Annotated in this window: 11 protein-coding genes; 8 read left to right on the forward strand and 3 right to left on the reverse strand. The window is 66.8% G+C overall.

Features of this window, described 5'->3' with window-relative positions; translation table 11 throughout:
• Nucleotides 1-63: 63 nt before the first annotated feature.
• On the reverse strand, nucleotides 64-459 hold the full coding sequence (apaG, locus tag QHG62_RS15575; protein ID WP_281146535.1) for a Co2+/Mg2+ efflux protein ApaG: 396 nt from the start codon (nucleotides 457-459) through the stop codon (nucleotides 64-66).
• 71 nt (nucleotides 460-530) lie between these two features.
• Between apaG and rpe the strand changes: the two genes are divergently transcribed.
• Complete coding sequence (gene rpe / locus QHG62_RS15580) at nucleotides 531-1,229, forward strand: ribulose-phosphate 3-epimerase (RefSeq protein ID WP_281146536.1); 699 nt, start codon at nucleotides 531-533, stop codon at nucleotides 1,227-1,229.
• Nucleotides 1,230-1,236: 7 nt separating this feature from the next.
• Here the strand turns inward: rpe and QHG62_RS15585 are convergent, their stop codons facing one another.
• The gene (locus QHG62_RS15585) at nucleotides 1,237-1,509 is read right to left on the reverse strand and encodes a hypothetical protein (RefSeq protein WP_258503755.1); all 273 of its coding nucleotides are present in this window, start codon (nucleotides 1,507-1,509) and stop codon (nucleotides 1,237-1,239) included.
• A 159-nt stretch (nucleotides 1,510-1,668) separates the two neighbouring features.
• Here QHG62_RS15585 and QHG62_RS15590 point away from each other — a divergent pair, with 159 nt between their 5' ends.
• The 3 genes from QHG62_RS15590 to ligD all read left to right on the forward strand — a co-directional run bounded on the left by QHG62_RS15590 (nucleotide 1,669) and on the right by ligD (nucleotide 4,820).
• Nucleotides 1,669-2,664, forward strand: coding sequence for a succinylglutamate desuccinylase/aspartoacylase domain-containing protein (locus tag QHG62_RS15590; protein ID WP_281146537.1), 996 nt, complete (start codon nucleotides 1,669-1,671; stop codon nucleotides 2,662-2,664).
• Between the two features lie 201 nt (nucleotides 2,665-2,865).
• Nucleotides 2,866-3,909 (forward strand): Ku protein, encoded by a 1,044-nt coding sequence (locus tag QHG62_RS15595; protein ID WP_281146538.1) that lies wholly within the window; start codon nucleotides 2,866-2,868, stop codon nucleotides 3,907-3,909.
• Between the two features lie 20 nt (nucleotides 3,910-3,929).
• A complete protein-coding gene (gene ligD, locus QHG62_RS15600) occupies nucleotides 3,930-4,820 on the forward strand; it encodes a non-homologous end-joining DNA ligase (RefSeq protein WP_432445532.1) in 891 nt (296 codons plus the stop codon).
• A 33-nt stretch (nucleotides 4,821-4,853) separates the two neighbouring features.
• On the opposite strand, the gene QHG62_RS15605 is transcribed toward ligD, so the two are convergent.
• On the reverse strand, nucleotides 4,854-5,672 hold the full coding sequence (locus tag QHG62_RS15605; RefSeq protein WP_281146539.1) for a transglutaminase-like domain-containing protein: 819 nt from the start codon (nucleotides 5,670-5,672) through the stop codon (nucleotides 4,854-4,856).
• A 331-nt stretch (nucleotides 5,673-6,003) separates the two neighbouring features.
• Between QHG62_RS15605 and QHG62_RS15610 the strand changes: the two genes are divergently transcribed.
• The 4 genes from QHG62_RS15610 (at nucleotide 6,004) to QHG62_RS15625 (ending at nucleotide 12,415) form a co-directional block, all read left to right on the forward strand.
• Entirely contained in the window at nucleotides 6,004-6,171 is a 168-nt protein-coding gene (locus QHG62_RS15610) for a hypothetical protein (protein WP_281146540.1), read from the forward strand.
• Nucleotides 6,168-8,354, forward strand: a complete 2,187-nt coding sequence (gene katE / locus QHG62_RS15615) for a catalase HPII (RefSeq protein ID WP_281146541.1) — start codon at nucleotides 6,168-6,170, stop codon at nucleotides 8,352-8,354. Before QHG62_RS15610 ends, katE begins: the two co-directional genes overlap by 4 nt.
• 244 nt (nucleotides 8,355-8,598) lie before the next feature.
• On the forward strand, nucleotides 8,599-10,659 hold the full coding sequence (locus QHG62_RS15620; protein WP_281146542.1) for a CHAT domain-containing protein: 2,061 nt from the start codon (nucleotides 8,599-8,601) through the stop codon (nucleotides 10,657-10,659).
• A gap of 43 nt (nucleotides 10,660-10,702) precedes the next feature.
• Nucleotides 10,703-12,415, forward strand: a complete 1,713-nt coding sequence (locus QHG62_RS15625; protein WP_281146543.1) for a ShlB/FhaC/HecB family hemolysin secretion/activation protein — start codon at nucleotides 10,703-10,705, stop codon at nucleotides 12,413-12,415.

The following is a 12,415-nucleotide window of genomic DNA, read 5'->3' on the forward strand; positions in this document are numbered from 1 at the left end:
GCGTTTTCTGAGCAGCCGGCCCCCGAGCGCCTGTTGCTGGGCAGTGCGTGAACTAGTGCGTGACTAGTGCAGCACGCGCGAGACGGGTGCGCCGCCGATGTCGGCCTCCAGCACGAACATCGGAACCGGCACGTCGAAGCGCTCGCCCTCTTCGGTCACCACGAAGAAGCTGCCGTGCATGGTGCCGCTCGGGGCCTGCAGGCGGCAGCCGCTGGTGTAGCGGAACGATTCGCCCGGCGCCAGCAGCGGCTGCTGGCCGATCACGCCAAGCCCCTTGACTTCCTGCGCATGGCCGGAAGCATCGTTGATGAGCCAGCGGCGCGCGATCAGCTGCGCACCAACCTGGCCCACGTTGGTGATGGTGATCGTGTACGAGAAGGTGTAGATGTTGTCCTTGGCGGAGGACTGGTCGGCCAGGTATCGGGGCTCGACCTGGACGCTGAAAGGGCTGTGTGACATGCGCGCGATGGTAACTGGAGCCTTCTTTCGCACCGCTTTCCGGGTTTTGCGGCGGCTGCGACAATCGGCGCATGAGCACGCCGTTCCGCATCGCCCCCTCCATTCTTTCCGCCGATTTTGCGCATCTTGGCGACGAGCTGACCAAGGTCATCGCCGCCGGTGCCGACTGGATCCATTTCGACGTGATGGACAACCATTACGTGCCGAACCTCACCTTCGGCCCCATGATCTGCAAGGCCCTGAAGCCCTACGCCAAGACGGCGGACGGCGAGCCGGTGCCAATCGACGTGCACCTGATGATCCAGCCCGTCGACGCACTGGCTGCGTCTTTTGCGGAAGCGGGTGCCGACTACATCAGCTTTCACCCGGACGCATCGCCTCACGTCAACCGCAGCATCCAGGCCATCAAGGGCGCGGGCTGCAAGGCCGGGCTGGTGTTCAACCCGGGCCTGGGGCTGGAGGCGCTGGATTGGGCCATCGACGACATCGACCTGATCCTGATCATGTCGGTGAACCCGGGTTTCGGCGGCCAGAGCTTCATCGACTCGGCGCTGCGCAAGATCGAACTGGCGCGCAAGCGCATCGAGCAAAGCGGCCGCGACATCCGCCTGGAGGTGGACGGCGGCATCAAGGCCGACAATATTGCGCGCGTGGCCTCCGCGGGCGCCGACACCTTCGTGGCCGGCAGCGCGATCTTCAACGCCAAGGACTACGGCGCGGTGATCTCGTCCATGCGCGACCAGCTCGCGGGCGTGGGCAAGCAGAAGTAAGCCTGGCTCAGCGCTTGACCTTGTCGTTGTAGACGCGGTCCGTCACGGGGCCGCGATCGGTATCGACGGCGCCGCGTTCGATGTCGTCATGGCCTTTGCGGCCTACCTCGCTCGGCTGCCCGTCCTGCGCCTCCTGGCTGTCGGAAGACTGGTCGCGCTCATGCGGCAGGCGCGGCGCCGAATCTCCCCCTTGCTCGACCTTTGTGTTGCCGCCGCCGGCGTCCCGCACCGGGTCGTCCGGTGTGCCGGGGTCTTTCGAACGGGGCTTGCTGCTGCTCATGGCGTGTTCCTCTCGGTATCGGTCTGATGAGTCGAGCGTGCATCGCCGGACCGGCGGCGCCGGTAGGACAGGCGAGGCGGGCCCTGTAGGCGTGCCGCGCCGCTATGAAACCAGTAGCGTCTTTGCGCACAGGGGAACCCCTCCGCAATAATCGGCCGGATGTCTTCCGATGATCCTTTTGCCGGCGCCGCAACCGACAGCCTGCGCATCCACACCTTCGCTTCGCTGAACCCCGGCCCACGGTTGCTGGTGATGGGCGGGGTGCATGGCGACGAAACCTGCGGCACCGTGGGCATCGAGCGCGTGCTGGCCGAACTCGACAGCGGCGCTCTCCGGTTGCTGCGCGGCCAGCTCACCTTGCTGCCCGTGGCCAATCCGCTCGCGCGGCGGCGCCTGCAGCGCGAGGGCGAGCGCAACCTCAATCGCCTGTTCAAGCCCAGCGAGGCGCCGGCCGACTACGAAGGCCGGGTGACCAATGTGCTGTGCCCGCTCATCGAGCGGCACGACGTGCTGCTCGACCTGCACTCATTCCAGAGTGAGGGGGAGGCGTTCGCGATGATCGGCCCGCGCGACAACGCCGGCCAGCTGGAGCCGTTTGCCCGAGCCGCCGAAGAGGGGCTGCTCGCATTGCACCTGGGAACTCCCGTCGTGGTGGAGGGCTGGCTCGACATCTATGCCGCCGGGCTGGCACAGCGTTCCGCCGGAGTTGCAGTAGGCGATGACGTGATCGACTTCGGCCGCGGCACCAACGAATACATCCGCAATTGCGGCGGTTACGGCGTCACGCTCGAATGCGGCCAGCACCGGGATCCGCAGGCCCCCGAGGTGGCGTGGCGCGCCATTCGCCGCGCGCTGGCGCTGCTCGGCATGGCGGAGCTGCCGCAAGGCATGCCAGCCGCGCCGCCCAGCCCGCCCCAGCTGCTGCGGCTGGCAAGCGTGACCGACCGGCTTCATGAAGAAGACAGCTTTGTGCGCGACTGGGCCACCTTCGACGCGGTGCAGCGCGGCGAGCCCGTCGGCATGCGCCACGACGGCACGCTGGTGAGCGCGCCGGACGATGGATTCATAGTCTTTCCGAACGCGCTGGCGCTGCCGGGCGCCGAGTGGTTCTACTTTGCGCGGCCGAGCGAGCGCGTGCTCGATTCTGTGGCCTGAAGCATCTGCTCCTTCCCCCTCTGGGGGAAGGCTGGAATGGGGGCGGGCAGAGCGCCCAAATACACACGCCGCTTGCCCGACCCCGGCCCTCCCCCGGAAGGGGAGGGAGAAATGCCTACGATCCCTACGGCAGGCGCCGCAGCACTCCTACACCGGCGGGCCGCCCTTGGCGCAAAGTCTCGAGCCTGAAGGAGTGTGTCCATGGCAGTCTCGAAAAAAGTACCCGCGCCGCGCGTCCTGTGGAAAGGCGCGATCAGCTTCGGCCTCGTCCACATCCCGGTGGCGCTGTACTCGGCCACCACCAGCCAGAGCATCGACTTCGACTGGCTCGACAAGCGCACGATGGACCCCGTGGGCTACAAGCGCATCAACAAGAAGACCGGCAAGGAGATTGCGCGCGAGAACATCGTCAAGGGCATTGAATACGAAGACGGCGAATACGTGGTGCTGAGCGACAAGGAAATTGCCGACGCGTACCCCAAGACCACGCAAACTATCGAGATCGAGACCTTCGTGCCAGCCAACGGCATTCCGTTTCTCTACCTCGAGCGCCCGTATTACGTGGCCCCCATCAACCGCGGCGCCAAGGTGTATGCGCTGCTGCGCGAAACGCTGCAGCGCAGCGGCCGCATCGGCGTGGCGCGGGTGGTGATCCAGACCAAGCAGCACCTGGCCGCACTGGTGCCCGTGGGCCCGGGGCTGGTGCTGAACCTGCTGCGCTGGGGCACCGACATCCGGCCGTGGACCGAGCTGCCGCTGCCTTCGGAAGACGCGAAGAAGGCCGGTCTGAACGAACGCGAGATCAAGATGGCCGAGCAGCTGGTCGAGGACATGAGCGCCGACTGGGACCCCGACGAATACAAGGACGAGTTCAAGGACGAGATCCTGCGGCTGGTCGACCGCAAGGTGGCCGCGGGCCAGACCGAGACGGTGACGCAACCCGAGCCCGAAGAGGGACAGGCAGTGGAAGGCCGCGGCGCAAAGATCATCGACCTGACCGAGCTGCTGCAGCGCAGCCTGCGCAAGGGCGGCGGTGCCAAGGCGTCCACCAAGGCCGCCGACGCGGGCGAAGACGACGACGACGAAGAAGAGCCTGCCAAGCCGTCCGCGAAGAGCAGGACCACCGCCAAGGCCAAGCCGAAGACCAAGGCCCACGCCAAGACCGCTGCAAAAAGCACCAGCGGCAGTGCCGCCGGCAAGCGCAGTGCCGCCAAGACCGCCCCCGCCCGGCGCCGCGCAGCATGAACGGCCGGGAGAGCGGCGGAATGGAGGCCCAGGCACCGCGCATCACCCATGCGGAACGCCTGATCGACGCCGCCAGCGGCGTCACCAAAGGCGACCTCGCGGCCTACTACGCCACCGTGGCGCCGCTGATCCTGCCGCACCTGAAGGGCCGCCCGGTGGCGCTGGTGCGTGCACCCGAGGGCGTGGGCGGGGAGCTGTTCTTCCAGAAGCATGCGCAGCACAGCGACATCGCGGGCATCAAGCTGCTCGACCCCGCGCTCGACCCGGGGCACGACCCGCTGCTGCAGATCGACACCGCCCGGGCGCTGATCGGCGCGGCGCAATACAACACCATCGAGCTGCACACCTGGAACGCGACTTCGCGTGCCATCGGCAAGCCCGACCGCATGACCTTCGACCTCGACCCCGGCGAGGGCGTCGACTGGCAGCAGATCCAGGAGGCGGCGCTGCTGGTGCATGTGCTGCTCGACGAACTCGGCCTGCCCTCGTTCCTGAAGACCAGCGGCGGCAAGGGGCTGCACGTGGTGGTGCCGCTCAAGCGCGAGCTTGGCTGGGACGAGGTGCGGGGCTTTTCGCGGGCCATCGTCGAGCACCTGGCGCGCATTGTTCCGGACCGCTTCGTGGCCAAGAGCGGTCCGCGCAACCGCGTCGGCAAGATCTTTGCGGACTATCTGCGCAACGGCTTCGGCGCAACCACGGCCAGTGCCTGGTCGGCACGTGCGCGGCCGGGCATGGGCGTGTCGGTGCCGCTGGCGTGGGAAGAACTGCCCGATCTGGACAGCGCCGCCCACTGGACGGTGGCCAACATTGCCGATCGCCTTGCCGTGGGAAACACGCCGTGGGACGCCATGGAGGGCAGCCGCACGGGCCTTCGCGCCGCCATGCAAACGATGGGCTACATGCCCCAGTGAAGCGAAGCCGGCGCGCCTTGCCGGACCGCCCGCCTATTGCAGCACTTCGTTGGTCGTCACTTCGAAGCGCTGCAATGAGTTGGCGCCGAACACCATGGTGATCGGCACGTCGGCCGCATCGCGCCCGCGTGCAATCACGATGCGGCCGATGCGGGGCACGTTGTGCCGCGCATCGAAGGTGTACCAGCGGTCGCCCAGGTACACCTCGAACCAGGCGCTGAAGTCCATGGGGTACGGCACGGGCGGAATGCCGATGTCGCCCAGGTAGCCGGTGGCGTAGCGCGCCGGAATGTTCATGCAGCGGCACAGCGTGATGGCCAGGTGCGCAAAGTCCCTGCAAACGCCCGTGCGCTCGCGAAAGCCCTCGAGCGCCGTGCGCGTGGCCCGCGCTGTCTGGTAGTCGAAGCGCAGGTGTGCGTGCACGAAGTCGCAGATGGCCTGCACCCGATGCCAGCCCGGCGTCACGCGGGAGAAGTTGTTCCACGCAAACTGCAGCAGCTCGCTGTCGACTTCGCAGTAGCGGCTCGGCAGCAGAAAGGGCAGCGTCGATACCGGGAGGTCGGCGGCTGCGTGCTCCACGGCGCTGTAGTCCACCGGGTCGGTCCAGCCGGGATCGAACACCACGGCATGGTTGCGCAGCCGCACGCTTTCAACCCCCGCTGGAATCCGCACCCGCGCGCAGTGGTTGTCGAAGGCGTCCATGTAGTAGTCGGTATGCAGCGGCGGGCTGATGGTGATGTGCTCGCCGTCCTGCAGGTCCGCCGCGCGCGACGGATGCACTTGCAGCATGTAGATCAGCGCCGTGGGTGCCGTAACGGCGAGTTCAATGTCGAAACCGATCTCTATCTGCATGTCGTTCTTCCCTGTGGGCCGAGTATGTGTTCTGTCCAAGTGCGCAAGCAGGCTTCGTGCCTCCTTTGTTGATGCTATCGGCACCCCCGCGCCGCAGCATGCGGGCAGAGGCGCAAAGCCGCGTAGGTGCCAGCCCGGTGCTGTCGGCGCGTTCCTACCTTGTGCGCATCACCTCTCCCACAAGCGAGGGCGAGGCGTCACTACGGGTAACAGACTGCGGCAAACATAACCTTTCGAATCGCTCGCAACGCCTTCAAATCGGCTCTCATTGCCCTTACCGGCTGCAGCGCAAGCATCACGTCTTGTTCAATCTGTTCTGCTGGAGCGAATCATGGATATCTCTGCGTTGTTCGATTCACTCACCGGTACTTGGGGGGATGAAATCCTGTTCTGGGTGGTGGCCGCAGTGGCGGGTTTCATCTGCCTGATCGCGTTGGTGAACGTGCTGGACCTTTTTCTCGATAACGAAGTTGACCCCCCCATGAAAGATCCTCGATGACGCCACAGAACAAGGCCGCCGCCGGACGCCGATCGAAGGCCACGGACGGCACCAACGCCAAGCAGCAGCAACTCGAAGGCTTCGCGACCGATCATGCGCCCAATCTGACGACCAACCAGGGTCTTCAGATTCCCGACAACCACAACTCGCTCAAGGCAGGACTGCGCGGGCCCACGCTGCTCGAAGACTTCATCCTGCGCGAGAAGATCACGCACTTCGACCACGAGCGCATTCCCGAGCGCGCGGTGCACGCCCGCGGCTCGGCGGCGCACGGTTTCTTCCAGGTCTACAAGTCGATGTCGCAGTTCACCTCGGCCGACTTCCTGCAGGACCCCGATGCGAAGACGCCCGTTTTCGTGCGCTTCTCGACGGTGGCCGGCGAACGCGGATCGGCCGATACGGTGCGCGACGTGCGCGGCTTCGCGGTCAAGTTCTACACCCGAGAAGGCAACTACGACCTCGTGGGCAACAACATCCCGGTGTTCTTCATCCAGGACGCGATGAAGTTTCCCGACCTCGTCCACGCCGTCAAGCCCGAGCCGCACCACGCGATGCCGCAGGCCGCGAGCGCGCACGACACCTTCTGGGACTTTGCCTCGCTCATGCCCGAGAGCACCCACATGCTGATGTGGGCCATGTCGGACCGTGCCATTCCGCGCAGCTACCGAATGATGGAAGGTTTCGGCGTTCACACCTTCCGCTTCGTCAACCACCGCGGCGAGAGCCACTTCGTCAAGTTCCACTGGAAGCCCAAGCTCGGCATCCATGGCCTGGCGTGGGACGAGGCGCAGAAGATCGCCGGCAAGGACCCCGACTTTCACCGGCGCGACCTGTGGGAAGCCATCGAAAACGGCGACTTCCCCGAATGGGAGCTCGGCGTGCAGCTCATTGCGCCAGACAAGGCGCAGTCGCTCGGCTTCGACCTGCTCGACCCGACCAAGCTCATTCCCGAAGAGATGGTGCCGGTGCAGCGCATCGGCCGGCTGGTGCTCAACCGCAACCCCGACAACTTCTTTGCCGAAACCGAGCAGGTAGCGTTCCACCCAGGACACGTGGTGCCCGGCATCGACTTCAGCAACGACCCGCTGCTGCAGGGGCGCCTGTTCTCGTATACCGACACGCAGATCTCGCGGCTGGGCGGTGCCAACTTCCACGAGTTGCCCATCAACAAGAGCGTGTGCCCGTTCCACAACTTCCAGCGCGACGGCATGCACCGCCAGGCCATCGCGCGCGGCCAGGTGGCCTATGAGCCCAACTCGCTGGGCGACGGCAAGGAGTTCCGTGTCGACGGCGGCAGCGTCGGCTTCCAGTCTTACCCCGAAGAGATGGAATCGCCCAAGGTGCGCCGGCGCAGCCCGACCTTCGACGACCACTTCACGCAGGCGCGCCTGTTCTTCAACAGCCAGAGCGCGGCCGAGAAAGAGCACATCGTCGCGGGCTTCCGCTTCGAGCTCTCGAAGGTCGATGTTCCGGCCATTCGCCAGCGCATGGTCGACAACCTGGCGCACGTGGACGAGAAGCTCGCGCGCCGCGTGGCGGAGCCGCTCGGTATCGGCGCGCCCGATGCCAAGGCCGCTGCAGGCCGCGCGGGCTACCGCGAACACCGCATGACGCTGCCCATCTCCGAGTCTCCAGCGCTCAGCATGGCCGATACCGGCGACGGCACGATCCGCACGCGCAAGATCGCCATCCTGGTGGCGGACGGCATCGACTCCGCCTCGCTCAAGCCGGTTCGCGATGCGCTCGAGCAGGCCGGCGCGCGCTGCAAGGTGGTCGGCCCGCGCCTGGGCACCATTGCCAGCGCATCGAAGCGGCAGATCGATGTCGACATGACCTTCAGCAACGCACCGTCGGTCATGTTCGACGCCGTGCTGGTGCCCGGCGGCAGCGTGGGCGCGGCAGCCCTTGCGGCCACCGGAGATGCCGTGCACTTCGTGCTCGAGGCGTACAAGCACTGCAAGGCGATCTGCACGGTGGGCGAGGGCGTACAGCTGCTGTCGAAGCTCGGCATTGCCGCCGACGCGCAACCCGGCGACTTGCCTCCGGGGGTCGTGGTGGCGGCCACGCCTGTCACCAACCTGGGTGACAACACCGCGGCCACGCAGATTGCGCAGGACTTCGTCGCGGCCATTGCCAGGCATCGCCACTGGGACCGGGCCGACATCGAGTCGGTTCCGGCCTGAAGCAGGCAGGCACTCAAGTAGTCCGTTTGCGCTAGGCCTTCTTGCGAATAGCCGCCGCGGGAGGGCGCTCCTAGACTTTCCCCACGAGGCCTGAACGGCGCGCACTTCCGCGGCGTCGACCCCCGCAACCGCGGGCACACGGGCCGCGCGCGGGGGTCCAATGACGTGGTTTTCGAGAACGAGATGGGAGCGCTCGGCACGTCGTGCAGGCGTCGCGGGTGCTCTCGGGCTGGCTGGCATTCTCTTGCTGGCGCACGGGCCGGTGGCATTGGCGCAGCAGCAGGCGCCCAACGCCGAGGCGGCGGCCAGCAAGGCCGAGCAGGCCCGGCTTGCCGACACCGACACCTTGCTGGCATTGACCAGCGAGGGCGCGGTGCTCTACGGGCAAGACGCGGTCAAGCTCTCCGGCTACCAATACTGCAGCCAGGCGGTTGCCTTGGCCGAGGCCGGCGAGTTCAGGCAAAGCGTGCGCGCCGCCAGCAAGGCGCTGCACCTGGCCAATGCCACGCGCGACCCCAACCTGATGGCCATGGCCAACAGGGACCTGGCCATCGTCTACAGCTATTCGGGCCAGCTCGAGAAGGCCGAGGAATTTGCACGCGAGGCGCTCAAGCACCCGGCGCGCGACCCCAAGCTGGTGGTCGGCCCGGTGCAAAAAGTGATCGGCGACGTGCGCACCCGCCGCGGCGACTACGCCGGCGCCGTCATCAGCTACGACGAGGCGCTGGCCAACAGCTCGGCGCGCTATGCCCCGCTGGTGCAGGCGTCGCTCGTCAATGCGCTCATCGAGGCGGGCGATGCCGCAAGGGCGCGCTCTGTGCTCGGCGGCATGCCCGCACCCAGGGACGCGCCGCTCACGGCACAGCTCGACCGCACCCGCGCCCGGCTGCTGCTGGCCGAGAACAAGCCCGCCGAGGCGCGCGACCTGTACCGCGCACTCACCACGCGGCAGGTGGGCACCGACACCGAGTACTACCGCCTCTGGGCCTGGGACGGCGTGGCGCGCAGCGAACTGGCGCTGGGCCAGAAAGACGCCGCGGCCGAAGCCGTGGCCCGTGCGCTCGGCAGCGTCGACCAGGTGCGCGCCAGGTTCCGCAGCGAAGAATTCAAGATGGGCCTCTTCTCGGACCTGCAATCGGTGTTCGAGCGTGGCGTGTCCATCTACAGCGACGCAGGCGATGCGCGCCAGGCCTTCGAAGTGAGCGAGCGCAGCCGTTCGCGTGCGCTGCTCGATGCAGTGCGCGGCCGCGCAAAAATCAACGAACGCGCAGCGCACACGGTCGACCTGGCCACGCTGCAAGGCACGCTGGCGCCCGATGAGCGCGTGGTGCAGTTCCATGCGTTGCCCGACCGCCTGCTGGTGTGGGTCGTCGGCCCCGCCGGCATCGAGGCCAAGACCGTGGCGGTGCGCCGCGAAGAGCTCACCGAACTGGTGGAGGTGTTCCGCAACTCCATCGTGCGCGGCCGACGCGCGGCCATTGCCAACGCCGACAAGCTGGGGGCCGCGCTGCTCGGCCCACTGGGCTTGGCGGACGGCCAGCGGCTGGTCGTCGTGCCCCATGGTCCGCTGCATTACCTGCCCTTCCAGGCGTTGCGGCTCAATGGCCGCTACGTGATCGAGTCGCACCCCGTGGCGGTGGCGCCTTCGATCAGCATTGCGGTGCAGCTCGCGCAACGCACGCCGCGCGTGAGCGCATCGCTCACGGCTTTCGGCAATCCGCGAATCGAAGACAAGTACGACCTGCCCGGCGCCGAAGTCGAAGTGAAGCAGCTGGCGCAGCTCTTTCCGCGCAACACGGTGTACATGGGCGCGGCAGCCACCAAGACGCAGTTCCGCGACGTGGCCGCACGCTCGCCGCTGATGCACGTTGCAGCCCACGCAGAGGCCGATGCGGTCGACCCGCTGTACTCGCGCATCCTGCTGGCCAACGAAGGCGGCAAGCAAAACTTCCTGGAAGCACACGAAATTCTCGCGTTGCCGATGGACGGCACGGCGCTTGTCACGCTCTCGGCCTGTGAGTCGGGCCTGGGCCGCATTGCGCAGGGCGACGAGGTGCTGGGCTTCACGCGCTCCTTTCTCTCCGCCGGAAGCTCGAGCCTGATCGCATCGCTGTGGCCCGTTTCCGACGACGCAACCGCCGTGCTCATGGGCACGCTCTACGGCGAGCTCGCCAAGGGGCGTGATCTGCAGAAGGCGATGCAGGCGGGGCAGCTGGCAGTGCTGAAAGACCCAAAGATGTCCCATCCCTTCTTCTGGGCGCCGTTCAACCTGATCGGCAACTGGCGTCTCACGGTGGGGAGCTGACATGAGCGCTTGCAAAACAATGAACACATGGTGGAGCACCGAGATGCGCGCCCGTCAAAGCTCAACGCCGATTGCTCTTGCTGTCTCCGCATTGGTGGGGGCTGCGCTACTGGTAGCGGCCCAGCGCACCCACGCAGCAGAGGCAGACACCAACGCGCTGCTTCCCACCAAAGACCCCTGCGGCACCTGCGACCGCCCGCTCGCCCAGGCCGCCGGCACCGTTGCGCCGCAAAGCCTTCCAGCCGCGCCCCAGGCGCCCGCCGCTTCGTTCAAGCTCAACGACCTGCGCCTGAACGGCGTCAAGGCACTGACCAACGAAGAGCTGCAAAGCATTACCGCTCCCTACATCGGGCGCGACGTCACGCTCGGCGACCTCGAAAGCCTGGCCCAGGCGATCACAGCGCGCTACAAGGAGCATGGCTACTTTCTTGCGCAGGCCGTGGTGCCCGTGCAGACCGTGCGCGACGGCATTGTGGAAATCAGCGTCATCGAAGGCCGGCTCGGCAAAGTCGACGTCACTGTTGCGCCCGACGCGCCCATCAGCGAGGCCCGTGTACGTGGCTTCCTCGCGCCCCTGCAGCCCGGAGAAGCCGTGAGCGCGCCCGCCTATGAGCGCGCGATGCTGCTGCTGTCGGACCAGCCCGGCATCCGCGTCACGTCGGGGCTGCAGGAGGGCACGCAGGGCGGCACCACCGACCTTTCGGTCGAAGTCGCCGCCGGGCCGCGCTGGGCCTTTACCGCCGAGGCCGACAACCATGGCACCAAGGAATCGGGCCGCTTTCGTGTCGGCGGCACCGCGCGCTGGCTCAGTCCCCTCGGCATCGGCGACAACCTCGACGTGCGCGCGATGGTGTCCAACAGCAACGCACTGCAGTTCGGCCGCGTGGCCTACGAGGCACCCATCGGCACCAGCGGCCTGCGCGCCGGCGTCGGGCTTGCGCGCGTCAACTACGAGCTTGGCGGCGAGTTTGCGGAGCTTGGCGCACAGGGCAGGGCCGACGTGCTCGATTTTTCGCTCAACTATCCGTTGATCCGCCAGCGCCAGCAGAACCTGTTCTTGCGCCTGGGTGTCGACGTGAAGAACCTGACCGACGAGATGAATGCGGTCGACTTCGCCTCGAAGAAGCGCGTGCACGGCTTAGGCCTTGGCTGGACCTGGGAGCGGCGCGACGAGGTGCTCGGCGGCGGCTATTGGGCCAGCTCAGGCACGCTCTACCGCGGCGACCTGTCGATTCGCGATGAGCAAAGCCGTGCGTTCGACCAGAGCGTTGCGGGCCACCACACCGAGGGCGGCTACACCAAGCTGAGCTTCCAGCTTTCGCGGCTGCAGGCCATCGTTCCGAACCACTCGCTCTATGTGTCGGTAGGCGGCCAATGGGCGAGCAAGAACCTCGACGCTTCCGAAAAGCTTTCGCTGGGCGGTGCGCGCGCGGTGCGCGCCTATCCGTCCGGTGAACTGCTGGTGGACGAAGGTGCCATCGGCACCGTCGAATGGCGTTGGTCTTACAACGCCGAGTTCACGCCCTTCGTGTTCTACGACGCCGCGCGGGGAAAGATCGTGCGCGATCCCTCGCCGTTCGACACCTCCGCCAACCGCCACAGCCTTCGGGGCTTCGGCATTGGCCTTTCGTGGTCGCGGCCCGGCGACTTTTCCATCAGCGCGACGCTTGCCTGGCGGGACGGCACACGGCCGGCGCAAACCGATGGCGGCGGCCGCAACCCGCGTTTGTATGTGCAGGCGCAAAAGGTGTTCTGA

The sequence above is a fragment of the Variovorax paradoxus genome (assembly GCF_029919115.1).
Classification (GTDB): Bacteria; Pseudomonadota; Gammaproteobacteria; order Burkholderiales; family Burkholderiaceae_C; genus Variovorax; species Variovorax paradoxus_O.